This window comes from Acidobacteriota bacterium (genome assembly GCA_040754075.1).
GTDB lineage: Bacteria > Acidobacteriota > Blastocatellia > UBA7656 > UBA7656 > JBFMDH01.
This window is the reverse complement of sequence record JBFMDH010000002.1, coordinates 381740-407597: the sequence shown is the minus strand read 5'-3', so window position 1 is coordinate 407597 and position 25858 is coordinate 381740. Positions and strand designations below refer to the sequence as shown.

Sequence of the window (25858 nt, the reverse complement as noted above, 5' to 3'; positions counted from 1 at the left end):
GCCCGCGTCAACCTGCGCCGACAAATAGCCGTAAAATCCGCCAGTAATTTAATCTCAATACGTCATAAAACAATTTATGTAATGCCCTTACTTCTTTTTCATTGTCCTCAAGAAGCGCATTAGAACCAGCAAATTTTAGAAATTAAGTCATTAAATACAATTCTTCCGACATGAATTGCGCATTCTTTCACTTTTAGTTTTAGCGGGCTTTAACGGTAAAACCTGTAAACAACTGGTTGAGTGCTTTACTACAAACCAAAAACCAGTCGGTCGAGGTCAAAGATGTAAAAGGAGCCTTGAAGCTCTCAGACGATCTTATCTTGATTTGGAGGAATTTATGTCGAAGTTCATTGAGACCCCGGTGTCTCTCTTCCTAACATTACTTTTCCTGCTCACCTATACAGTAACTCCGCTTGCACAATCCATTGTATCGGGCGCACTCGAGGGAAAAGTAATTGACATTAACGGCAACACCTCGATAGAGGGAGCCGTAGTAATTGCCAAGCATAAAAGCAGAGGTATCGAATATCGCGTCCTATCGCGCGGTGATGGCAAATATTTTATTGCTGATATGCAACCCGGTGAGTACAGCATTTCTGCTTCAAAAGAGAATTATGAAAATGTCACCGTATCAACAACCGGCACCTCGGTTTCTTTAGTCGACGGAGCCGTGGGTATCAAAGACGTCACCGTGGTCAAAGTGCCGCCCATCGCTCTGCAAAAGAAGGGAGCCACGTCATCAGGCGCGAGCACTTACACAGGACGCGCCGAACGTCAGACCAATCCCTTGAATGCTACACGCGGCGGCAGATTTACCGGCATTGAATTATCGGCTTTGCCGCTTGGTGGCATACGAACCTTTGATGACCTCGCCTTTCTGTTGCCGGGCGTTGCGCCGCCTCCCAAAGCGATTGGTCAATCGGTTGGACCGGGCGTTGGCCCGGGCATCGGCACCTCGGGGCAATTCGCCGTCAACGGCATTCAAACTCGTTACAATAATTTCACCATCGATGGTTCGGATAATAACGACGAAGACATCGGCGTGCGCCGTCAGGGGTTCACCTCGCTCGTTCCGCAATCCATTGAAAGCCTACAGGAATACAATGTGACGACACTTTTAGCCGAGCCACAATACGGGCGCAACCTGGGCGCACAAGCCGACGCGATTTCGCGTTCAGGCGGCAATGCGATTCACGGCACGCTTTATGGATTTTTTACCGGCAGACCAATTCAAGCGAGGAATGAATTCGAGACTAACTTTGGCTCAGGTCAAAAGAAAAATACCCGCGCCCAGTACGGTTTTGCCCTGGGTATGCCGATTGTCAAAGACCGGACGTTTTTCTTTGGCGCTTTTGAGCAGCAGACGATTCGCGCCAACCAGGAGTTTCATTTCGCTGTGCCAACGCTCAGTGAACGCTATTTTCTCGGCGACAAAAATATCGGACGAACCAACCGGGGCGCGGCGCTATTTAGCCTGTTTCCTGTCCCCAACAATCCCGATGGCGCGTATGGCGCGAACACTTTTTCTCAAGTGCTTCCGGCAGACGCCGACGGCACCATCTTTTCGCTCAAACTTGATCACAGTTTCAATAAAGACCACATTATCGCAGCCAGATATAATTTCACAAATGATGACACGTTGTTGCCGGTGACCGGAGAAGCGTTGTTTTCGGCGCTGGATGCTAAAGTGCGAACCCAGAATTTTTCGTTTATTTTCCACAGCATTTTGTCCGACCGTGCGGTAAACGAATTTCGCGCCTCCTGGGGCAGAACCAAATTGAATTTTGAGGACCCGCAGTTGAGCGAGTTCTCTCCGTTTCTGAAAGCCTCCACCTTGCCGTTGACCAATCAAGAGGATGCGCGTTTTCTTTTGAACGCAGCGATACTCGACGACAACGGCAATCGTTTATCGAACCGGGACACCGAAACCGGACTCTCAAACAACTTCAGTCTGGTTGGTGACGGCACAGGTCCCGTCGGGCAAGTGAAAGTCGCCGGTTTCAGTCCCATCGGGGTCGATGTTTACAGCTTCCCGCAACGCCGAACCAATGATACTTTCCAGTTTGCTGATACGATTTTATTCAACTTCAATAAACACCGCTTCGCTGCCGGCGCGGACATTCGCCGCATTCACCTCGACAGCGCGCTTGAAAGAAACTTCCGCCCGTTAATCGATTTCAATGGCGCAATCAATATCACCGGCGCTGGCGGACGCGATTTTTTTGAAGCGCGCGACCTGGTGGCGCTCGGCGCACCAACCACCTTTATTCAAACGCAGATTCAAAATTCTGTAGATGCGGAAATCGGTTTGCGGTATTGGGCAAATAGCTTTTTCCTCTCAGACCAGATTCGCCTTAGCCCGAACTTTACCCTGACCGTCGGGCTTCGTTACGAACTCAACTCGGTTCCGAGTGAAGTGAATAACCGAATTGAAGATGCGCTCAGTTCTGAGGCGCTCACCCAATTTATTGCTGCGGAAAAATCATTCAATGCCGCTCAGGGTCGCGGAAGCGTATCGGGACTCGAACAATTTTTTGCCGGACGTACAGAGATTTATAAACGAGACAACAATAATATCGCGCCGCATTTCGCATTCGCCTGGAGTCCCGGAAACGATAAGAGCATGACGATTCGCGGAGGCTATGGCATCTATTATGGTCAAATACCTGGCGCGGTAATCAGTCAATCGCGCAGTCTCTATCCGTTTTTTGTCGGCATTAACTGTCCGGGAATTTTCGCAGGCGAAGCGCAAAGCCTCACCTTTACCAATCCGGCTTTGGGAATCGGCTTACCGGGAACGTTAAACGGCTTTCCCACCAGCAGTGACCCGTCCGGCACGATTCAGACCATTTCAGGAAACAATCAATTTATCACGCCTGCGGGCACAGCTTTTGTTTTCCCTGCGGTTGATCTGGTCACGCCTTACGCCCAACACTGGGGACTCACAGTTGAAAAAGAATTCAAAGGGGATGCGTTGTTTTCTATCGCGTATGTCGGAACCAAAGGAACGCATCTTTTGAGACTTGCAACTCCCAATTTTGGCGTGAATGGTATTCCCATCATCGGCAATCCCTCCGGGACGGCTCAAAGTATCGTGGATCGAACCTCAATCAACATTCAATCTTCGCCGGGCATTTTAAATCCGCAAACCCTGGTTGCGACCAGAACCTTCCCCTTGCTCGGTTCTTATACCTCGATTGAATCCGATGGCAATTCGATTTATCACAGCTTGCAGGCGCAGTTAAACAAACGCTTTTCAGGCGGCTTGCAATTCACCACCGCCTATACCTGGGCACATGCGATAGATGAGTCTTCCGATATTTTCGCTTTAGCCGGTGCTCCGACCTTGCCGCAAAATAGTTTCAACCGCAAGCTGGAGCGCGGCGATGCCAATTTCGATGTTCGTCACCGCTTTGTCGCCAGCCTGGTTTATGATTTGCCATTCGCGAAAGACCATAAGATTTTCGGCGGTTGGCAAGTGGCAAGCATCGCGACCTTTCAAACCGGACAACCGTTCACGGTTCTGAGTGGATTGGATGCAAACTTTGATGGCAATCTCACAGACCGGTTGGGCACCACCGCCGGCATTCAGGAAGTGAATGATGGTCGTGTGCGGTTTACTGTGCCCGGTTCGCAATTCAATCTTGTGAGTCCCGGTCAGGATGGTTTTGTCGGGCGCAATACCTTCAACTCGCCGGGGGTTGCGCTCATTAATCTGGCAGTCAATAAACATTTCAAGTTCAGTGAAACAAAACGTCTCGAAGTGCGCAGCGAACTCTTCAATCTTTTCAATCGAACCCATTACGGCGTTCCCGTTCATACGCTCTTTTCACCAGGAATCGGCAGGTCGGTTGATACGCAATTGTCGAATTTCACCGCGCAATTTGCTTTGAAATTTATTTTTTAGTTTCCTAGCCTGAGCGTTGCCAAAGGCTGTGGGTTTTTGAAAAACCCACAGCCTTTCATTGCCCATCGACGGAAGTTGATTATGAAAACAGCTCTTTTGCGTTTGTCCATCCTTACGACGGCTTTGCTCTTGTCCGCCTCGTTGATTGCTGTCCTGCCAAGCTGGTTTAACGGTGTTCTTGCTCAAACCAATAAGCCGACTTCCAGAACTTCTCTGACGCCGCAAAGCAAATCCAAGCCAACGAATCAGCAGCGCGCCATCAAAATCGAGCCGGAATCTTCATCCCCGGATATATTCGCGAAACTCACCAAAGAAGATGAACACCGTTTCGCGTTAATTGTCGGGGTGAATGATTACGAACCGCCGATTCGTCAACTTTCGGCTCCCAATGAAGATGCCAATCGACTTGCAGAGGCGCTCGTCAAATTTGCCGCATTTCCCAAACGCAATATCACGTTGCTGACCTCCAATCAGATCAACCCGGCGCTGAGACCGACAAAAAATAACATCATCAGACAAATCGTCGCTTTCCAAAAAAATCTTCAAGGAAACGATCTGTTACTGATTGCCTTCATCGGTCACGGGTATGAGATGAACAATCGCGGTTACATTCTGCCGATGGATGGAATCGTGGCAAACCTGCCGACCCTCGAACAAACCGCTTTGAGTCGTGATTACATACAAGAACAAATCGGCATGATGCAGCCCAAACAAATCATCTTCATTATGGATGCCTGCCGCAATTCTCCTGAAAGTCGAGGACTGCGAGTCAATCAGGACGCTAAAGTTTACATGCCGAATTTGTACGCCAGAGACCGCATCACCAAAGTCGGATTATATGCGCAGATGTTTGCCGCAAGTCCCGGACAGGAAGCGATGGAAGCCAATGGTGAAGGCTTTTTCACCTCCGCTCTGGTACAGGGTTTGGAAGAAGCCACCAATGAGGATGGCGACGTCACTTTGGGCGAATTGAAAAGATTTATTGAACGGCGGGTTCCGCAGATTGCGCAAAGTCAATTATTAGATAAACGCATAGAAGTACAGAAACCGGAAATTACCATCGGGCCATCCGAACTATCGAGTAAATTCATTATCGCCCATAACCCTTCGCGAGTGATGATGGGATATTTGCAAGTCATCTCGAATATCCCGGCTCCTACAATTCTGGTCAAAGCCAATGGCAAACCCATCCTTGAAGAAACCCTGACCGGAAATCGTCTGGAAAAAAACCTCAATCCGGGAACCTATCAAATTGAATTGACCGCAAAAGGCTACCGCAAATGGACAAGCAACCTGACCCTGAAACGCGGCAGCAATAATCCTGTGGAAGTCAATCTCGAATCGGCGCTCGGTTCCGTGCAAATCGACCTCGGCGAGTTGAAAGCCACCGATAAAAGCTTGCAGATTTTCATCGACGAACAAAACGTCAAGTTTGCCGCCGTCAGCGATACGCCCAATCAATGTCGCATCAGAGATATTGAAGAAGGCACCCGCAAATTAAAAATCATGCGCGGCAGTGAAGTGGTTTTGGAAAGAAGCCTGACAGTTGAAGGCGGCGAAATCAAAATGCTATCGCTTGCGGCAAAAACCACGAATCTGCTCAATGTTCCGACCACCGGAATGCTGGTGCTCACAACGAATGTGCCGACCGCACAGGTCATCATCAAAGCGCAAGGCAAAGAGGCATTGAGCAAAACCATTCAAAATCGACGGCTGGAATTACAACTTGCGCCGGGCGAATATGAAATCGAAATAACCGCGGGCGGGAAATATAAAAGCTGGAAGCGCCCCATCTCCATCCGTCAGGGAACGCTGATTGACCGGGATGCCGAATTGGTATCTTCGCTTGGAACCATCTCCATTGATTTAGGTTCACTGAGCGCCGACGATAAGCAATTGCAAATCACTCTGGATGAGCGTCCGGTGACGCCGATAAAAGTGACCGCCAATAAAGTCGAATTACGCGATGTTGACGAAGCCGCACATAAAGTCAAAATCAAACATCCCAGTTTTGCCGAATCCACTTATCCGGTGAATGTCTACGGCGGTCAGTATTCGTCGATTTCCATAGCTGTCAAATCATTGGCGATTTCTCTCACGATTAACAGTTTGCCGGGAACCAAAATTTCTATTGGCAATCTCTCACCCAAAACCGTTCCTGCCAACGGCAAATTGGTTATCCCCAATCTGCCTGCCGGTCAGTATGCCGTCAAAGCCGAACTTGCGGGTCACGCGATAGCAGTGCAATCTCGTTTTTTCGATGCCGGTAAAGATTACGAATTTGATTTAAAACCGATTCGCGAATCGCGACACCCAAATCCAACGATTACTACCCCGACGGTTTCATCGCTCAGTTCAATCAAACTGCAATTTAGTGAACCCATCGGCAATGATGCACAGATTCTTGTCAACGGGCAAAAACCGAATGCCGGTAAAGTGAATCGCCTGGAGCGATTGGTTGAGATTCGTGACCTCAGCACCGGTCATTATACGATTCAAATCCGTCATCCCCAGTCGGGCACCACTGACCTTCAGGAAGTTGATGTAGAAGCGGCAACTAAAATTCAAATCCCTGTGCGTTTCGCTACGCGACTCGTTAAATTGACCGTGAAAAGCCAGGCGGGAACCGACATTTATGTGAACGGAGAATTCAAAGGGCGACTCGCGGGCAATGAGTTACCCATTCAACTTCCGCCCGGCGAATACCGCTTGAAAGCCGTCAATGATCGGTTTGAAGAATTGGAAAAACCGGTCGCGCTTGATAAAGATGCAACCTTGGAATTGCCGCTCACGCCGGTCATCTCTTCGGCGAAATTCAATGAAGAATTCACCAGTCTGCAAAACTGGACAGCGACGAAATGGCAATTAGATCAGAAGAAAAATGAAGTCTTTATGGTGGTGCAAGGAACGGAAATCGGTTTCCTCAAAGACCGGAAATATACAGATTTCACCATGCGATTCACCCTGAGTTTCGCAAAAAATAATCGCAAGGGAGCCGTCTGGTTGATGCGCGCTCGCGATGAGCAGAATTATTACCTGTTTCAACTCATCGGACCCAAAGGAAGCAGCCCCGGAGTTTTCCGTAGCTTTGTAATTAAGGGCGGCGCGATGGTCAAACAATTTGAAGAGCGTGTGCCGATTAAACTCGACATTCAGGATGACCAGATTCATATCTTCGTTGAAGCGGTCGGTTCAAAAATCGTTCACCGAATTTCATCCACCGGGTCGCCGACCGAAAAACCGGTCACCTTCAGCGAACTGGATGACAGCAGTTTTTCATCCGGCAGGCTTGGCTTTATGACCAGGGAGGGCGAAGAATTCTGGATTCGCGCCATTAGTGTAGTTCCTCAATAACCCGGCATTAAGGGTAATCAACATTACAACCTGAGATGTAAGCAATCATAGAAAAACCGGTAAAGGTGAATTGCTTTTATTCGCCTGAATAAACCTGTCGCTCTCAATCCATGATTAATCATTTTTTCAAACCCCTGGGTAAATTAAAGAAATCGTCCACAAATTTTGCTTTCACTTTTAGATTTTTGCCTTTTGCCTTTTGCCTTTTGACTTTTGCCTTTTTTATGGGCTAGTATCTAGTCATTCTGAACGATACCTCGCTAAACATTAGCTTGAAGAAAGAATATTTCTAAGCGTCGCTAAGGGGGTACGCATCTTTTTAGCTCGTTAGCAGTAAATAATCTGATGCGTGACGACGTCACCCATCGTTTAGAACTCCGAATACCTTTTGAGGGATGTGTTATGAATAGAAAATTGATACGACCGACGCTGGCGGAAATCCGCGAACGTGGTGAAAGAGATTCGCGTCGTGGGGGCGGTTCAGGGTCTGACCAGAATCGTAAACGCGTGCCACCGGAACAGACACACGCCGAGAGTTTTTATTACAAAAAACAGATGGATAACCGAACCAAAATGGTTATGGTTTTACAGGACGGCGAAGAACTGCGCGGCACCATTGAATGGTACGACAGAAACTGCATTAAACTGCATCGCACGGAAGGCCCCAATCTCCTGGTTTTGAAACATAACATTAAATACATTTTCAAAGATGAATCCAAATCGGCAAGCAAAGATGGAGACAATCAAGTCGAAGAAAATGCGGTTGATGAAATAGAAGACGAAGAGATTGACGAAGACGAAGAAGAGTTTGACGAAGAGGAAGAAGACGAAGAATAAAGGGTCTGGTGTACTGCTGCGTATAGCAACCTCCCGCTTTTACGGCTCAACCTCGTGACCAAAACACCTGAAAGTCCTAACCAACCTCGCGTTGGCATTACCATCGGAGACCCCGCAGGCATTGGCATCGAAATCGTTTTGAAAGCGGTCGCCAGTGCCGAGGTGAGGTCTGTCTGTCAAAGCGTCATCATTGCCGATGCCGGCGAACTTCAAAGACAGGCTCGCCTGCTCAACCTGCCTTGCAATTATCCAATCGCTAAAGACGCCGCAACCCTTGCTGCAACTACCGATACCGTCGTCATTTTCGATGTCGGTGAAATTTGCGCGCACATCGAATACGGTAGATTGTCTGCAACGGCAGGACGCGCCGCTGCAAGCTTTATCGAAACGGCTGTCCGACTCTATCTCGATAAACAGCTTGACGCGATGGCGACTGCGCCAATCAATAAAGAGGCGCTGAAACTCGCAGGCGTCCCCTTCCCCGGACATACGGAAATGCTCACTGCACTTTGCGGCGCGACCCGTTCGTTGATGTGTTTTTTTGCAGGCGATTTGCGCGTCGTGTTGCTCACCATTCATCTGAGTTTAGCCGATGCCATTCAAGCAATAAATAGAGAACGGGTGGTCGATGTCATCGAACTCACGTATAGCGAAATGCAACGCTTTGGCATTGCTCAACCACGCATCGCGGTTTGTGGACTCAATCCACACGCCGGTGAACACGGGCTTTTCGGGAATGAAGAGATTCGCGAAATCAATCCGGCAATTGCGCAATGCAGGCAGCGCGGCATAGAGGTTAGCGGCGCTTATCCGGCGGATACGATTTTTGTGCGCGCGGCGCGCGGTGAATTTGACACCGTGATTGCCTGTTATCACGACCAGGGGTTGATTCCCGTCAAATGTCTGGCATTTGGCGAAGCGGTCAACGTGACGCTCGGATTGCCGATTATTCGCACCTCGGTAGACCACGGCACGGCTTTTGATATTGCCGGTCGCGGCATTGCCGAACCCGGCAGCCTCGTCGAAGCCATCAAGCTTGCCGCAAAACTTCATCAATCGAGTGCGGCAATAAATCAATAGAACATTTCGTTTTTCGCCAACAAATCGCTATCATCTTAGTTCTTAAAAATTCAATTCAAATTTTTGTGGAGATAATGAATGAGATACTTTCTGGCTTTCTCTATCATGTTGTTTACGCTCATTACCTTTTCGTTGCAACCGCAACCGATGAATGCTTCAACGGCAACCGGGGATTCATTAGTGCTGCCGGGTGAAAAACACTTCAAGAATGTTCGGCAATTAACCTTTGGCGGCGAAAATGCCGAAGCCTATTTTTCAGCCGACGGCAAAAAGCTCATCTTTCAATCAACCCGCGAAGGGCATGAATGCGACCAGATTTACACCATGAACATTGATGGCTCGAATGTGAAGATGGTGTCAACCAACAAAGGTCGCACCACCTGCGCCTACTATTTTCGCAATGATAAAAAGATTCTCTATTCGTCAACGCACGCAACCGATGCCGCCTGCCCGCCGAAACCCGATTACTCGCGCGGCTATGTCTGGGCGATTTATCCGAGCTACGATATTTATGTTGCCAATCCCGATGGCACAAATTTAAAACCGCTCACGAAAACCGCAGGCTATGATGCCGAAGCGACCATTTCACCCAACGGCAAAAAAATTGTTTTCACTTCGACACGCGATGGCGACCTCGACATCTACACAATGGATATTGATGGCAAAAATGTGAAGCGATTAACCAATGAACTCGGTTACGATGGCGGTCCCTTTTATTCCGCCGACAACCAATGGATAGTTTTTCGCGCCCATCATCCGAAAGAGGAAAAGGCCGCAGCCGATTACAAATCGCTTTTAAAAGACAATCTCATTCGCCCGACCACGCTCGACATCTGGGTCATGAAAGCCGACGGCACAGGTAAACGACAAGTGACCAATAATGGCAAAGCCAATTTCGCGCCCTACTTTTTCCCGAACGGCAAACGCATTATTTTTTCATCGAATATGGATGACCCAAGGGGCAGGAACTTTGACCTCTACGCCATCAACGTCGATGGGACGGGGCTTGAACGCATCACCTTCAACGAAACCTTTGACGGCTTTCCGATGTTTTCGCCCGACGGTAAAAAAATCGTCTTCGCATCAAATCGCAATGCCGCCAAACAAGGCGATACCAACGTTTTCATCGCCGACTGGGTGGATTAACATTTCATCAATTCAGAAAGCAAACGGAACCAACGAAAATAACGGAACAGACGGAAAAGGCATTGCGCAAAATTTCCGTTTGTTCCGTTTATTGCGTCTGTTCGGTAATCTGTACCTTCTTCCTGCCTGCACATATCCGACCGGCAAGTGATAATCAAACCTATGTCGATTTCGATTCCTGCGGCACGATGGTGAGCGTCAATTTTTGCGCCTGATTATTGATGTAGCGGACAATCGTTATACCGGCTCTGGTATCGACTTTTTCTTCGGTGAGCATTCGGTGCAGGTCATCAATTCCGGCAATCGGCTGTCCATCGAAAGCGATAATCACATCACCCTCCTGAAGCCCCGCGCGCCGAGCCGGACTGCTTTCTTCGCTCGACACAATCAACACGCCGCTTTCAATTACCAGATTCAATGACCGCACCACGGCGCGCGGCAGCGGTACGACTTGCCCGCCAACGCCTATGTAACTGCGCCGCACCCGACCTTCTTTAATCAATTTGCCGGTAATGAATTTCGCCGTATTGATGGCAATCGCAAATGAAATGCCTTGCGCGGGCAAAATCATCGCCGTGTTGACGCCGATGACTTCGCCGCGCGAGGTCACCAGCGGGCCACCGGAATTGCCGGGATTGAGCGCCGCATCGGTTTGAATGATGTTGTCAATCAGTCGCCCCGAACGCGAACGCAAACTGCGTCCCAGCGCGCTCACTACGCCAGCGGTCACGGTGTATTGAAAGCCGTAAGGGTTGCCGATGGCGATGGCGAGTTGCCCGACCTTCACCTTCTGCGAATCGCCCAAAAATACAGGCACCAGATTGGGCGCGTTGATTCTTACTACCGCCAGGTCTGTGTCGGGGTCATCGCCAATCGGTTCGGCTTCAAAACGCCGCCCATCCGAAAACGCCACATCGATTCGCCTGGCATTATGAACCACATGGCTATTGGTCAGCACAAAGCCATCGGGCGTAAACACAAACCCTGAACCGCTGCCGCCCGAAGGTTGCGCGCCGCGCCGTCCATTGGGTGATGCGTTTCCGGCGTGATGAACTTCGATGTAGACGACCGAAGGATTGATGCGTTCCGCCGCATCGATAACCGCTTTTGAATAAGCATCCAGCAACTCTTCATCCGAAGGATGGGAATCGTTGAATGAATGCGCTTGATTTGCATTATGGTTGTTTGAAATTAGCCTTAATGTTCGTTCCATAGTTTTATAGGGGTTTAAAATATTCGTTGCCGAATTGTTATTTAAAGTTTAAATCAGTCGGCGCGATGAATGCCGGTAAAAGTTCACCCACATCCATCGCGCCGGTTTAAGTTTTAAAATTTAAGCTTATGCCTTGGCAGAAACGCCCGCGTGTTTTTGAATCATCGCTTCAATTGCGCCTTTGCCGACAAACCCGACGATGCGGTCAACCTCCTGCCCGCCTTTGAATAAAATCAAAGTCGGGATGCCGCGAATGCCATAACGCGGCGGGGTGTCCGGGCTGTAATCGACGTTCAATTTCGCGACGTTGAGGTTACCCGCATACTGTTTGGCAACCTCTTCGACGGTGGGCGCAAGCGCCAGACACGGCCCGCACCATTCCGCCCAAAAATCGACCAGTGTGAGTTTCTCTGATTTTAAAACTTCTGTTTCAAAACTGTTGTCTGTAATTTCTTTGATATGTTCACTCATTTTTTTACCTCCGAAAAATCTCTACCATTCATTCTACCGTTGATTCGATGAACGATGAAAGGTGAAGGATGCGTCAGCCATTCACCTGCATCAATCCATCAAAACTTAATTACAATCTTGCCGAAATGTCCGCCGCGCCCCATGAGTTCGTAAGCTGCGGGCGCTTCGTCAAACGAGAAAACTTTATCGACCACGGGGCGCAATTTGTGTAAAGCGATTGCCCGATTCATGGCTTCAAACATCTGCCGCGAGCCGACAAAAATCCCCTGCACGCGCAAGCCGTTCATCAACACTGCGGTTAAATTGACTTCGCCCGCGCCCGCCAACACACCAATCAAACTGATCGTGCCGCCGCGCCTTACGGCTTTGACGGATTTCATAAAGGTGCCCGCGCCGCCGACTTCAACCACCTGGTCAACGCCTCTGCCACCGGTGAGTTTTGCGACCTCTTTTTCCCAATCGGGCGTGGTTTTGTAGTTGATTAAATCATCCGCGCCTAAGTTTTTGGCGCGCGCCAGTTTTTCGTCGCTGCTCGAAGTGATGATGACTCGCGCCCCGGCAATTTTGGCGAATTGCAAAGCGAAAATCGAAACTCCGCCGGTTCCCATCGCTAAGATAGAATCGCCGGTTTTCAAATTGCCCCATTCAATCAACGCGCACCATGCTGTGAGCGCCGCACAGGGCAAGGTCGCGGCTTCTTCATCGGTGAGATGTTCAGGCAAATGCACCACCCCATCTTCATGGAGCGCGACATATTCGGCAAGCACGCCGTCGCGTCCGCCACCAAGGGCAGAGGTCGCGCCTTCGGGAGTTAAATCGCCGCCTACCCATTTTTCAAAAAAGCTATTGCAAACGCGGTCGCCAGGCTTTACGCGAGTGACACCTTCACCAACTGCAATCACTTCCCCGACGCCATCCGAGAGCGGAATTTGCGGCATTTTCAGGCGCGGATTGTAAACCCCTTGCGCGACCATAAAATCGCGGTAATTCAAAGATGCGGCGCGCATCTTGAGCAACACTTGTCCGGGTTTGGGTTGCGGCTCGGCTCGTTCAACCTGAACCAGTCCATCAAGCCCGAATTTTTGAACCTCGTATGCTTTCATTTTCCTTTCCCCTTTGCTGGATATTTTTTCAATCTATACTTCAACACCTGATACGGCGCGCGCCGCTTCGTCAATCTCTTTTCTTGCCAGCCCTTCTTCTCTGTCGTATCGAATGAAGCGCGGCAAAAACATCGCTAACAATGCTGACCCGGCGACGCACAACACTCCGCCTGAAACCACCGACGCCCGCAATCCGAAAAGACTCGCGACGATTCCGGCTTCCGCATTGCCAAGATATGGTCCCGTCGTGTAACTAATCATTTCAATGCTCGCCATGCGCCCGCGTAAATAATCGGGAATCGTTTGATTCCACAGGGTCATTCTGAAAAGCCCGCTAATCATATCGGCGCAGCCCGCGAGCGCCAGAAAAAACAAGCCCAACCACAAATGTTTCGCAAGCCCCGCACCAACAATTGCAAGCCCCCACACGCTTGCCGCAATGGTAATCGCCAAGCCGTGTTTGCGAATTCGCGCAGTCCAACCCGATGTCAATGTCGCACACAATGCGCCAATCGACGGCATCGAATAAAACAGCCCGACTGACGCGCTGCCGTAACTTTCAGCCATCGCCGGAAACAATGCCATCGGCATGCCGAAAAACATGGCATTCAAATCAATCAGGTAAGTGCCGAGCAATTCCTGCCGGCTTCGCGCATAACGCAGCCCATCAATCACCGATTGCAAACTCGGACGGTCAGGGTCTTCCGGCGGCGGCACCGCGCGCATCAGCAACAATGCCGCAAGCGACACTACATAGGTCACAAGGTCAACCCCATAAGCCAGCGCCACGCCGAAACTCGCAGCCAACACCCCACCAACCGCAGGACCCAGAATAAAGCTGAAATTAAATCGCAGCGAATTGAGCGCAGCTACCGCAGGCATAAATTCGGCGGCAACAATTTTCGGCGTTAAGGCTTCCATTGCCGGACGATGCAGAGCGTTCAATGCTGCAAACAATGCCGAAGCCATAAACAACACCCAGACTTTTGGGCTTGCGAGCAAGGAATTGAAAATCAACACCCCGACACAGAGCATCAACCCGACTTCCGCAATCCACAACAATTTGCGACGGTCGAAATAATCTGCAAGCGCCCCGCCGACAAAGCCGAGCGTAAGCATGGGCACAAATTCCGCCACCCCTAACATCCCGACCGCCAATGATGATTTCGTCAATTGATACATTTGAAACGGCAAGACAACGTAGCTCATTGCCGAGCCAAAACCCGAAACCAATTGTCCGGTGAACAACAACCGATAATCGCGTGAAACCCGAAGTGGCGAAACATCCAGCGTCAATGCGCCGATGATGCGTCGCCACTTACTTTTTTTCGTTATGCTCGCGTTCAACATTTATTTCTCAACCATCAGGCGCGATGATTATCAATATTTTCAAGCGTCCCGCTGAGCGCAAATTTGTGAACCGTGTCACTCTTCAGAAAATCATGCGGAAATCCGAGTTCGATTTTGCTCGCTTCATTCAAGCGCGCGATTTGCTCCGGCGTCAGTTCAAATTCAACGCAGGCGAGATTGTCTTGCAGTTGTTCGGTTTTGCGCGCCCCGACAATCGGAATGATGCTGCCGAAACGACTATCTTGTTGACGCAACCAGTTGAGCGCCACCTGCGACGCCGAACGTCCGATTTCATCAGCAATTTCCAGGACTTTTGCAGCAATTTTCAAATCGCTCTCTTTGGCTCCATTAGGAAGTCGCCCGCCGGTGTCAATCTCGCCGCCTTTGTTGTACTTGCCGGTGAGCACGCCGCCGCCCAAAGGACTCCATGCCGTCACCCCAATGTCGAAATGTTGCGCCATCGGAATCAAATCGCGTTCAGGGGTTCGCTGTCTCAAAGAGTATTCGACCTGCAAAGCGATAAACGGCGACCACCCGCGAAGTTCAGCCAGGGTATTGGCTTTCGCAACAATCCAGGCGGGGGTGTCGGATACGCCTGCATAAAGAATTTTTCCGGCTCTGATTAAATCATCAAATGAGCGCATCACCTCGTCAACCGGCGTGGTGAAATCCCAACCGTGCAACCACAACAAATCAATATAATCGGTGTTGAGCCGTTTCAAACTGGCGTTTACGGACTGCACCATATTTTTGCGATGATTGCCACTGAGGTTCACCTCACTGCTTTGATTGTTGAAAGTGTACTTGGTCGCGACCACCCATTTGTCGCGTTCACCGGTGATAAATTCGCCGACCAATCTTTCACTGGAACCGTTGGTGTAGAGATTTGCCGTGTCAATAAAATTGCCGCCTGCCTCTGCATACAAATCAAATTGTTTGCGGCTCTCATCGCGCGCTGCGCCCCATCCCCAATCATCGCCGAAGGTCATCGCGCCGAGACAAATTTCGGCAACCCGCAATCCGCTTTTACCTAGAAGTTTATATCGCATGTTGAAGGTGTCCTTTCTGCTCTCAAAAAATTACCAGGGCATCGGTTCTCTTGCGCTGAAGAAACCGCCGGTTGGCCCATCATCGGGAAGCGTTGCCAACCACACAGGGGTGTCCGCGCCTTCGGCAACCGTTTTGGTTCCGGTGTTGTTGTTGATGTCGGTCGCCGTGTAGCCCGGGTCTGCCGCGTTGATTTTAAGCGGCGTGTTTTTGAACTCTTTGGCAAAACTCAAGGTGATGGCATTGAGCGCCGTTTTCGAGGCATTGTAATCAAGAAAATTTATTCCCGAAAATTCATAACTCGTATCGCTCAATTTCGTCAGCGACCCAAGCCCGCTCGACACATTGACGACGCGACCGGCTTCACTCTTTTTCAAAAGCGGCAAAAAGCTTTGGGTCACGGCAATCACCCCGAAGAAATTGGTTTCAAAAACTTTGCGCACCGTATCGAGCGGCACATCGCTTGGCGGCGTTCCCCAATCATAACCGCCAATGATACCCGCATTGTTGACCAGAATATCGAGTTTGCCAAACTTTTCTTCGACAAACTTTTTCGTCGCTTCAATGGTTTTGCCATCTGTGACATCGAGTTGAACGGCGAGCGCGTCAATGCCTTCGGCGCGAAGTTTATCTGCGGCTTCAGCGCCCCGCGCCTGATCGCGCGCCCCGACTAAAACAGTAATTGATTGTTGCCCAAGTTGTCGGGCGATTTCATAACCGATGCCTTTATTGGCTCCGGTAATTAACGCAACTTTGTTAGTGCTCATCTGATTCTCCTTCGATAAAAAATGGTTCACAGGTTGGGTTAGTTAAAACTGTTTTGAATTTGTGTGTTTCTCCAAACTCTCTTAAACCTGACCGACCCAGCTTGCATCGGCAACGGCTTGCCAACGGGCGCGAATTTTGGCGATTTCTTCTGCGGGAAGCGCGCCGGCTTGCAGACTCGCGGCGTTCTCTTGCCAGCGATGCGGATTAGTAGTGCCGACAATCGCCGTATGCACCGGATGCGAAAGGGTAAATCGCAAGGCAATGGCAATCGCTTCATTGAGCGGCAATTTCAAAAAATCATAATCAAGTTTGACAAGTCTTTCCCAATAGGTGTGGTGATAAGCGTTTGCGGGTTTTTCGCCGGTGCGCCAGGCGGCATTCGCTACCGGGCGTTTGGCGATTACCCCCAAGCCAAGCTCTTGCGCTTTCGGCAACAACAATTCGATGGACTCCTGGTCGGCAATGCTCACAGAAGTTTGCAAGGTATCAAACGCGCCGGTTTCAATCGCAAAGCGCGCATCTTCGCCGTCGCCGCTATAACCGATGTAACGCGCCAGCCCTTGCTCTCTGGCTTCCTGCAATGCTTCAATCGCTTCGCCTTTTTGCAAGACCTCGGCTGAACAACTGTGCAGTTGAATCAAGTCAAGGTAGTCGGTCTGCAAACTCTTCAAACTCTGTTCAATCTGATTGCGAATCCCGGCTTTGCTCCAATCCTGTCGGGTAAAGCCATCGGTCACGCCGCATTTGGTAAACAGGTAGAAATCTTTGCGGCGTCCGGCAACCGCACTGCCGATGAGTTGTTCGCTGACCAGATAAGCCGCCGCGCTATCAATGACGTTCAAACCAGCATCCAGCGCGCTATTTAATAGTTTGGTGACGTTCTCCTGGCTTGCGCTTTCAAAGCCAATTTCCGCGCCGCCAAACCCCAGAACGCTTACTTTCATATCGGTTTTGCCAAATTCTCTGTATTCCATCAGTTTCTCCTTTTAATCATCTCACAATTGTCAACCAGTAAATCGTTAATCAATTAACGAATCTTTAAACGTGTGAGTTTCTCCAAATTTGCAAATCTTCATTCAACGCTTAAAACAATTTTGCCGCGTGTGCGCCCCTGCTTGTTTAACCGGAGCGCCGCTTTTGCCTCGGCAAGCGGGAAAACCTGTTCGACAAAAACTTTCACTTTGCCGGCGTCAATCAATTCGGTAAGCGCTTCAAGTTGCGCGCCGTCAGGTTGTACGCCAACCATCACCGCGCGAACCCCTTGCGCCTCGGCAGCCTGTTCGTCGGGCGGCGCGACTGCCGAAACCAGAATGCCGCCTTTTTTCAACACCTTGAGAGAACGCGCTTGCGTGTCGCCACCGATTAAATCGAAAACCACGTCCACATCGCTCACCGCGTCTTCAAATTTCACGCTGGTGTAATCAATGACTTCGTCTGCGCCCCAGGCTTTAACGAATTCCAGGTTACGCGCCGAGGCTGTACCGATGACTACTGCGCCTTGGGCTTTCGCAAGTTGCACAGCCATCAAGCCGACGCCCCCGGCTGCCGCGTGAATCAAGATTTTCTGTCCCGCCGAAAGTTTCCCTTGAGCCAATATTCCTTGCCACGAAGTCATCGCCGCAACCGGCACGGCTGCCGCCTGAACGAAATCGAGTGTTGCAGGTTTTGCCGCAATATCCGAAGCTTTGACGGCAACATATTCGGCGAACGAACCTTCACGGGAAAAAGTCGCATACCCGTAAACCGCATCACCGGCTTTGAATTTCGTTACACGGCTTCCGACCGCTTCAACAACACCTGCGACATCGACGCCTAAAATGTGCGGCATCAAATGCCCCATCCACCCTTGACCAAAGCCTTCGACCATTTTCCAATCCACCGGATTGACGCCTGCGGACTTGACTTGAATCAACACTTCATCGGTTGCCGGTTGGGGTTTTGCTACCTCTTCGTAAACCAGTCCGTCAATGCTGCCATATTCATGCATCCTCACTGCTTTCATCATTGCCATGAATGTTTACCTTTCATCAATAAAATTTGTTGAACCAATTACGCGACCAACCAGGCTTTCGGTTGTCGGTTGTATAAACGTCAGAAAAATGAGGATAGGGTTGCATTCAACCGGCAATCGCCTCATCAACGAATGGCGTGAAGCGGTTGCCGGTCAAATTCGGAGTACCGCTAAAGAAGGGTTGCTTTCAGGTGAATCGTCGTGCTGGCAAGGGCTTTGGAAATCGGGCAGTTGGTCTTCGCTACGTTTGCGAGTTCCTGAAATTTCGCCTCGTCAATACCTGGCGCTTCGACTTGAGTTTCGAGTTCGATTTGAGTAATCGCAAAACCGCTTTCCAGTTTTTCAAGATGCACTTTGGCATTGGTATGGATGCGGGTTGCGGGGGTGTTATTGTTTGCCAGTTGCGCGGAAAGCGCCATTGAAAAGCAACCGGCATGGGATGCGCCCAATAATTCTTCGGGGTTGGTTCCGGGGCCGTCGGCTGAACGCGCGCGCCAGTCATATGAACCTTCAAATGCGCCGCTTCCAAGTTTGATGCTGCCTTTGCCCTCAAGAAGATTCCCTTTCCATTCGGCTTCTGCTTGTCTTACCGGCATAAATCTTCTCCTTCACTTGCTTAAAATTTAACGCCCTCATGTTATAGCAAGATGTTCGCCGATTGTGAAGAAGGCACTTTCAGGTGCTATAGTTACCAAAAAGAAACTGAGAGAGGTTTGAGTTGATGAAGCGAAGAGTTCCGAAATGTCCGGTCGAATTTACCCTCGCGATAATTGGCGGGCGCTGGAAGGCGCTCATCCTCTATCAACTTTTCTTAGGCGTGAAGCGCTTTTCCCAGTTGCAGAAAATTCTGAAAGGGGTGTCGCAAAAAATGCTCACCCAACAACTGCGCGAACTCGAACAGGACGGCATCATTCACCGCGAAGTTTACGCGCAAGTTCCTCCCAAAGTCGAATATTCGCTGACTGCTTTGGGCGCAAGTCTCAAACCGGTCATTGAATCGATGTGCGAATGGGGCATGATGCATGGCGTCAGCAAATCCGAAAACACCTCGTTCAGTTTGCCAACACCCGAAATCGCCAACGAAGAAGCGGTTTACATCACAACCGCTTCCAATGAGCAGGTCATCGCTCACAAAAAAGTTTTAACCGCGTCGCAAAGCGAAAAATCCCTGCCCGGAGATTAACTGCGCCTTTATCTGCTTCCCGAAATAAAATGAACCGAGCACTGGCAATTCATCGGTGTTTGCATGTAACATACAGGTCGCGATTAGCCCGATAACAAACTACTCAATAAATATTCCAATAAATAAATGGACAAACTAAAAGGAGGATTGGATGGGCAATACTAACGCAACTCAAGGCGCGACCAGTAATGGTCACTTGAACGGTCACGCCGCAACGACTCCCAAAGATGGTGGGAAGTTGATTGTTTTAACTGCCCCGCTTACGGAAACCATCGATCACGCAGGCTATTTCATTCAAATGAGTATGGCATCTTTGCCCATCTGGCTCGAAGGCATTCTCAATAAAAAATACCCGACCTGGCGTGATGTTGAATACAATGACGACGGCACCGCGCGTTATATGCCCGCAGGCGTCCGAGTGTTGGAAAAATCCATTTCACGGTGGTTCAAAGCGGATGATATTGCCTGTTGTTACCCGCAGGATTTGGATAAATTCATCGGCGAAAACACCCGCGTGGTTGCCGTATCGACGCATAACCCCTTGGGGGTTACCTTTGCCGCCGGGGTTTACACTTCGATTTTCGGTTCATCGAAAGAGCCTATCAATTCACATTACTCAAAAGACATGTTTGCCAAAATTAAAGGCAGCCCCTTTCGCGATCAATTCAAAGTAATCGTCGGCGGTTCGGGCGGCTGGCAAATCATTCAAACCGACACTTATGAAGAACTCAGCATCGATTGTGTCGTCGAAGGGCGCAGCGAATCCACAGACGTTTTGGATTTATTCAACAAAGCGATTGCCGGTGAAACGTTGCCGCGTCAGGTTGATGTCGTGCATCCGAAAGACCGCAACGAAATTCTTTTCCCCGATAAACGCACAACCTTCGGCGTCGTCGAAATGACTACGGGTTGCGGGCGGCGTTGTCAATTTTGCGTTCCCGATTTGAATCCGCAAATCGATATGCCGAAAGACAAAATCATGGATGCGGTGCGCGCCAACGTTCGCGATGGCAATAAGCAAATCAGCTTAGCCACCGAAGATATGTTCATCTGGGGACAGGTGCATACCGACACGCCTTTCTATTTTCCGAATCGCGAAGCCTTGCTCGATTTATATTCCGACATCGTCAACACGCCGGGCGTTGAACAACATGTGCTGAGCCATTCAACCATCGCCCCTGCGGTCGTTGACCCGCTGTTGATTAAAAAGCTTTCGGAAATTCTCCTCGATAAAAGTCCGATTCATTTGCCGATGCTCAGCACGCATCCCTTGAAAAAAGCGCTCACCCCGCTCATTGGTCTCGAAACCGGCTCGGTGCGCATGGCAAAGCAGGTGATGCCGAGCAAAGGGGTGCCCTTTTCGGTTGAAGATTGGCCCTCAGTGTTCATCGAAGGCTTGCGGGTGTTGAATGAAAATAACTGGTTTCCGGCAGTCACTTTGATTGTTGGCAATCCCGGCGAAACCGATGAAGATGTCATGGCGACATTGGATTTGATTTATGAAGTCGAGCGGCGCGGGCAATTCGCGTTCTTCATTCCTTCGATATTCACGCCGCTGCACGACACCCGCATGCAGGATAAAGAGGGCGTCAAAGAGACCATGCAGCTTACGCCTTTGCAATGGCAGTTGATTATGAAGTGCTGGAAGATGAATCTGCGTCCGGGTCAATACAGTTGGTGGGCACCAACCGCCTGGCGCGTCGGCGCGTTGGGGTTATGGGCGTGGAAACTCAGAAAGACCAACGGGCCGGGATTCAAATGGCCGCTGTTTATGTTTTCAAGCGCCATCCCGGAATGGCTGATGGATAAGATGGGTAAAATTTATGTTGGCAAGCCATTGAAAACCAAAACCCGCAAAGAACTTCTGGCAACCATCAAAACGCATCAATGGAAATACCTGCGCGAAGACAACGGCGATTTGCCCGAAGGTTTTTATGAACAACTGGTCGCCGAACCCAAAGCGGCAAAGGCTTTGCCGGTGCTTTCGGTAGGCGATTGAGTCAAGGCTCAAGCAGATTTCGTATTGCTCACTCAAATAAATTTTGTTTCGTTGAACAAGCGGTCTGAGACCAGCGAAGGGCGCGGTCAAAGACCGCTTGTTCAACGCTGGAGAAACAAAACCCGGTAATAAAAATGGCGGTCTCTGACCATCATTCGACAGGTGATACCTTAACCGGCAACGAAAGCCGCTTCGAGCGCCAGATGGCGATTGATATTGCGGGCGAGGTTTTGCAAAACCCCTTCCAGTCGTTCGACAAAATGGCTGATTTGCTCAAACGAAGACGCATCGGCAATCCGTTTCAATCGCTCGGCAATGTCAGCGTTGGTAAGCGAGTCAATCGCTTTACCCGATTTCAGATAAAAAATATCCTGCAATAAAATCAGCATTAAATCGGTCTGCTTTTCAAACTCCGGTTTGTCGAGTTTGCGCCCCAGATGTTCCGCTGCCGCAAGCAACCGAATGGCATCGTGGGTCACGAGTTGCGCTTCGATAATTTCAAGCGCCGCCTGCCGCGCTTCGCGATATTCACCCAAATCGATTTCCAGGGCGCGCCCGATGCTGCCGCGCGCCAGCCGCGCCAGCAGTCGGGTTTCTTCCATTGGGCGTTTGTAGTTGGCTTTCAAAAAGGCTTCCAACTCCTGATAAGTTAGCGGCGCAAAGTTCAACATCTGACAACGCGAACGAATGGTCTGCAACAGCGCATAAGGTTTTTCGGTAATTAAAATGATGAGCGAGGTGTCGGGCGGCTCCTCCAGGGTTTTCAAAATCGAATTCGCGGCTTGCTCTTTCAAGCGTTCGGCTTCATCAATAATGAAGACGCGACGGCGACCTTCAAAAGGTTTGAAGTATGCCTCTTTTGACATTTCACGGGTTTGCTCAATTTTGATAAATTGCCCGTCGGGCACGATGATTTTCACATCAGTAAAATCGCGCGCCGCAAATTTACGACAATTCAAACACCCGCCGCAGGAATCGCCGCCAACCGGTTGTTCACAATTGACCGCCTGTGCCAGCGCCATCGCAAATTGATGTTTGCCGATGCCGCGCTCACCCGCGAAAATTAACCCTTGCCCGATGCGCCCGTCACTCACAGCCCGCATCAACAACTCTTTTATGCGTTCGTTGCCAACCAGAGAAGAAAATTTCATGTACAAGAATCCAGGAGTCAGAAATCAGAAGTCAGAAGTATAGACGATGCGCCTTTAGTTGAGAATGAGGTTTATCTTTAAAATTTAGCCAATCGAATTATTCTGACTTCTGGATTCTGACTCCTGACTTCTGCTTTTCCGCGTGCTAATCTTGCGTCTATGCTCAAAGACCTCTTGAAAACGCGACTTGCAAAATGGAAACGGCTCGAAGATTTAACCGGACGCGCCTCGAAATACCGCTTAACCAACCTATCGGGCGAAGAGGTGCGCGAGTTCGGACAACTCTATCGTCGCACGGCGGCGGATTTGGCGATTGCCCGCGAAGAGGTGCGCGATCAACGCCTGGTGAATTATTTAAATCATCTGGTCGCCCGCGCGCACGGCGCGATTTATCGCAGCGAGTCATCGGGCTTTGGCGTCTTCAAAGATTTTTTTCGTTACGAATTTCCTGCCGCCTTCCGTCAGGCATTTGGCTATATCCTCACTTCGTTTCTGATTTTTTTATTCACCACGGCGTTCGGTTTTGGCGTGAGTTTCCTCGATGAGCGGTTCACCGAAAAGACTTACCCGGATTTGCGCCGCAAAATTATCAATCACGAAAATTGGACAGCGAGCCTCAACGAAGGCAATAAAAACCCGATATTCGCAACCGCAATTCAAGCCAATAATATTCAAGTTACTTTCATAGCCTTTGCGGGCGGCGTGACGGCTGGGCTATTGACGCTTTACGTGATGGCGAATAACGGCTTGATGTTCGGCGTCGTGATGGGGCTTTGTCTGAAATATAAATTTACCGATGTGCCGATTTTCGTTAGCGCCCACGGAGTCATCGAACTCACCGCGATTTTTATATCGGGCGGCGCGGGTTTACTGATCGGCAAAGCGATGTTGATGCCCGGCGATATGCGGCGCATTGATGCGCTGGTGACCAACGGATTATTGGCAATTAAACTGATTCTGGGTTGTGTGCCGATGTTACTGGTCGCAGGTCTCATCGAAGGTTTTCTTTCACCGGCGCCGGTTTCGCCTTATTACAAATTTGCGGTTTCAATGATGAGCGCCATTTTTTTAGTGGTCTATTTCCTCAAGCCCGACCGTCGTGAAGCAGCAGGCAGTGCCCGTCCGTAATGCGGTAGCGAGTATTTTGCGGTAGCGTGATTGTCAGTACCGCCTGTGGTAGCGGGCGGGTTTGAATTATGTGGAACGACACAGATACCCCTTTAGCCTATCTCATCACATTTCGCTGCCATGGAACTTGGCTGCATGGGGACTCACGTCGCTCAACAGACCGTTTCCATAATCGTTACCAATCGCCTTTTATTTCACCCAACAAACAATGGGAAAAGTACAATAAGCAAATTCTAAAAGGTGAACCTGTCACATTAGATCCCAGTCAACGAAAGTCTGTGGAGTTTGCTATTCGAGAGACCTGTGATTTACGCAAATGGTCGCTCCTTGCAATTAATGTTCGCACCAATCATATTCACCTTGTTGCTTCAATTGGAGAGTTAAAACCCGAACTTGCACTTAACGCTTTGAAAGCTAATGCAACGCGGCAAATGCGCCAAGATGGATACTGGCAACGGCAATGTAGTCCTTGGGCAGACAAAGGAAGTAAACGATATTTGTGGACTGAGAACAGCGTCGAACGAGCTATTGACTATGTCATTAACGGACAAGGTGATGTGCTTCCGGAATTTGACTGAAGTACCCGCCCGCTACCGCAGGCGGTACTGACTTCTCCGTCCGCTCAAGCAGGCGGTACTGACAAATTCTTATTTGGAGAATATATGCCAAACGTCATTTTTGAAACGCAGGATTCTATTGCTATTGTGACCATCAACCGCCCGCAGGTTCGCAACGCGGTTGATTCCGACACCGCGATTGAACTCTTTGACGCCTTTGCCAAATTCGACGCCGACGATTCATTGAATGTCGCAGTGTTTACCGGCGCAGAGGGCGTCTTTTGCGCGGGCGCAGATTTGAAAGCGGTTGCCGGAGGCGACAAACGCGACAACGATGAGCACAGCGAACTCGCGCCGATGGGACCAACCCGAATGCGGCTCACGAAACCGGTGATTGCGGCGGTTGAAGGCTTCGCGGTTGCGGGCGGTTTGGAATTAGCCCTGTGGTGCGATATGCGTGTGGCGGCGCGCGACGCGATATTTGGCGTTTATTGTCGCCGCTTCGGCGTGCCGCTCATTGACCTCGGCACGATTCGTTTGCCGAGGCTTATCGGTCATAGCAATGCGATGGATTTGATTTTGACGGGCCGCGGCGTAACCGGTGAAGAAGCTTTGAGAATGGGACTCGTCAATCGTCTGGTTGAAAGCGGCGAAGCTTTAGCTGAAGCCATCAAAGTTGCTCAACAGATTGCCGCCTTTCCGCAAGCCTGTATGCGTTCGGATAGACAATCGGCTTATGAGCAGTGGGATTTGAGTTGGGACGAAGCCATCAGAAACGAATTCACCCTCGGTAAAGCGATTCTCGATTCCGGTGAATCGGTGGCGGGCGCTCGACGTTTCGCGCAAGGCGAAGGCAAACACGGAACGTTTAAGTAAAAGGCAAAAGGCAAAAATCAAAAGGCAAAAGTAAAAAGTTGAGGAAGTAGTCTCTAACCACTCAAATTGCACAAGCGGTCTCTGCCAACAATTAACAGGTTGAGCAAGCGGATTGCATTCTTGCCTGATGGTTGCGATAGGCATATGGCTTGAAGCGCAATTCAAATTTTTATTTATTCAATTGAAACCCCATGAAAGAAATTCCCGAAGGTTTTGTTCTGTTCAATCGTCCGAGTCCGTTCATCCATACACTCGGTCCTGTCTACATCAAAAAAGAGGACGAATACGCAGTCATCGGTTTACGCATTGAAGAAAAACATGCGAATACGCGCGGCATCGCGCATGGCGGCGTGCTGGCATCGCTTGCCGACATTGCGCTTGGTTACAATCTGGTCTTTTCAACCATGCCGCCGCGTTCACTGGTGACGGTTAATTTGACGGTTGATTTCATCGGCAGCGCAAGAAACGGCGATTGGGTCGAAGCCCGCGTTGAAATTCAAAAGAAGGAAGGTCGAACGGCTTTTGCGAGCGCCTGTTTAACGGTTGGTAAAAAACAGATCGTTCGCGCCAGCGGTATTTTTTTGATGGGCAAACCGTTTGAGGTTCACGATTAATTGCAAAGCTGTTCGCTAAGTTGAGCAAAGGTTCTTCGTTGGTCAGAAACCCTCATTCAACAG

20 protein-coding genes and 1 pseudogene are annotated in these 25858 nt (G+C 49.9%); 11 read left to right on the top strand and 10 right to left on the bottom strand.

All coding sequences use genetic code 11. The features are described from left to right. Positions 1-337 precede the first annotated feature (337 nt). From AB1757_03725 to AB1757_03705, 5 genes are all read left to right on the top strand, one after another. Positions 338-3907 carry a carboxypeptidase-like regulatory domain-containing protein gene (locus tag AB1757_03725; GenBank protein ID MEW6126149.1) on the top strand — a complete coding sequence of 1190 codons (3570 nt, stop codon included), beginning with the start codon at positions 338-340 and terminating at the stop codon, positions 3905-3907. A gap of 81 nt (positions 3908-3988) precedes the next feature. Continuing rightward, positions 3989-7261: a caspase family protein gene (locus AB1757_03720; protein MEW6126148.1), complete on the top strand. Its 3273-nt coding sequence runs from the start codon at positions 3989-3991 to the stop codon at positions 7259-7261. Between the two features lie 402 nt (positions 7262-7663). Further along, entirely contained in the window at positions 7664-8098 is a 435-nt protein-coding gene (locus tag AB1757_03715) for a hypothetical protein (GenBank protein MEW6126147.1), read from the top strand. 54 nt (positions 8099-8152) lie between these two features. Continuing rightward, a complete protein-coding gene (gene pdxA / locus AB1757_03710; GenBank protein ID MEW6126146.1) occupies positions 8153-9178 on the top strand; it encodes a 4-hydroxythreonine-4-phosphate dehydrogenase PdxA in 1026 nt (341 codons plus the stop codon). Positions 9179-9256: 78 nt separating this feature from the next. Continuing rightward, entirely contained in the window at positions 9257-10324 is a 1068-nt protein-coding gene (locus AB1757_03705; protein MEW6126145.1) for a hypothetical protein, read from the top strand. Positions 10325-10484: 160 nt separating this feature from the next. Here the strand turns inward: AB1757_03705 and AB1757_03700 are convergent, their stop codons facing one another. The 9 genes from AB1757_03700 to AB1757_03660 form a co-directional block, all read right to left on the bottom strand. Then, on the bottom strand, positions 10485-11537 hold the full coding sequence (locus AB1757_03700; protein ID MEW6126144.1) for a trypsin-like peptidase domain-containing protein: 1053 nt from the start codon (positions 11535-11537) through the stop codon (positions 10485-10487). Between the two features lie 126 nt (positions 11538-11663). Continuing rightward, the gene (gene trxA, locus AB1757_03695) at positions 11664-12008 is read right to left on the bottom strand and encodes a thioredoxin (protein ID MEW6126143.1); all 345 of its coding nucleotides are present in this window, start codon (positions 12006-12008) and stop codon (positions 11664-11666) included. A gap of 98 nt (positions 12009-12106) precedes the next feature. Beyond that, a complete protein-coding gene (locus AB1757_03690; protein MEW6126142.1) occupies positions 12107-13111 on the bottom strand; it encodes an NAD(P)-dependent alcohol dehydrogenase in 1005 nt (334 codons plus the stop codon). 33 nt (positions 13112-13144) lie between these two features. Continuing rightward, complete coding sequence (locus AB1757_03685; GenBank protein MEW6126141.1) at positions 13145-14461, bottom strand: MFS transporter; 1317 nt, start codon at positions 14459-14461, stop codon at positions 13145-13147. 14 nt (positions 14462-14475) lie between these two features. Then, a complete protein-coding gene (locus AB1757_03680) occupies positions 14476-15510 on the bottom strand; it encodes an aldo/keto reductase (protein MEW6126140.1) in 1035 nt (344 codons plus the stop codon). Between the two features lie 30 nt (positions 15511-15540). Next, positions 15541-16275, bottom strand: a complete 735-nt coding sequence (locus tag AB1757_03675; GenBank protein ID MEW6126139.1) for an SDR family oxidoreductase — start codon at positions 16273-16275, stop codon at positions 15541-15543. An 81-nt stretch (positions 16276-16356) separates the two neighbouring features. Then, complete coding sequence (locus AB1757_03670; protein ID MEW6126138.1) at positions 16357-17250, bottom strand: aldo/keto reductase; 894 nt, start codon at positions 17248-17250, stop codon at positions 16357-16359. Positions 17251-17348: 98 nt separating this feature from the next. Continuing rightward, positions 17349-18287 carry an NADP-dependent oxidoreductase gene (locus AB1757_03665; GenBank protein MEW6126137.1) on the bottom strand — a complete coding sequence of 313 codons (939 nt, stop codon included), beginning with the start codon at positions 18285-18287 and terminating at the stop codon, positions 17349-17351. A gap of 170 nt (positions 18288-18457) precedes the next feature. Continuing rightward, entirely contained in the window at positions 18458-18883 is a 426-nt protein-coding gene (locus AB1757_03660) for an OsmC family protein (protein MEW6126136.1), read from the bottom strand. A gap of 125 nt (positions 18884-19008) precedes the next feature. Here AB1757_03660 and AB1757_03655 point away from each other — a divergent pair. Then, positions 19009-19311: pseudogene (locus AB1757_03655) on the top strand (helix-turn-helix domain-containing protein). A gap of 310 nt (positions 19312-19621) precedes the next feature. After that, on the top strand, positions 19622-21469 hold the full coding sequence (locus tag AB1757_03650; protein ID MEW6126135.1) for a radical SAM protein: 1848 nt from the start codon (positions 19622-19624) through the stop codon (positions 21467-21469). 170 nt (positions 21470-21639) lie between these two features. On the opposite strand, the gene holB is transcribed toward AB1757_03650, so the two are convergent. Further along, positions 21640-22620: a DNA polymerase III subunit delta' gene (gene holB / locus AB1757_03645; GenBank protein MEW6126134.1), complete on the bottom strand. Its 981-nt coding sequence runs from the start codon at positions 22618-22620 to the stop codon at positions 21640-21642. Between the two features lie 159 nt (positions 22621-22779). Between holB and AB1757_03640 the strand changes: the two genes are divergently transcribed. The 4 genes from AB1757_03640 (at position 22780) to AB1757_03625 (ending at position 25795) form a co-directional block, all read left to right on the top strand. Beyond that, positions 22780-23748 (top strand): stage II sporulation protein M, encoded by a 969-nt coding sequence (locus AB1757_03640; protein MEW6126133.1) that lies wholly within the window; start codon positions 22780-22782, stop codon positions 23746-23748. Positions 23749-23816: 68 nt separating this feature from the next. Then, positions 23817-24326 carry a transposase gene (locus tag AB1757_03635; protein ID MEW6126132.1) on the top strand — a complete coding sequence of 170 codons (510 nt, stop codon included), beginning with the start codon at positions 23817-23819 and terminating at the stop codon, positions 24324-24326. Between the two features lie 84 nt (positions 24327-24410). After that, positions 24411-25181 (top strand): crotonase/enoyl-CoA hydratase family protein, encoded by a 771-nt coding sequence (locus tag AB1757_03630; protein MEW6126131.1) that lies wholly within the window; start codon positions 24411-24413, stop codon positions 25179-25181. A gap of 191 nt (positions 25182-25372) precedes the next feature. Further along, positions 25373-25795: a PaaI family thioesterase gene (locus AB1757_03625; GenBank protein ID MEW6126130.1), complete on the top strand. Its 423-nt coding sequence runs from the start codon at positions 25373-25375 to the stop codon at positions 25793-25795. Positions 25796-25858: the final 63 nt, after the last annotated feature.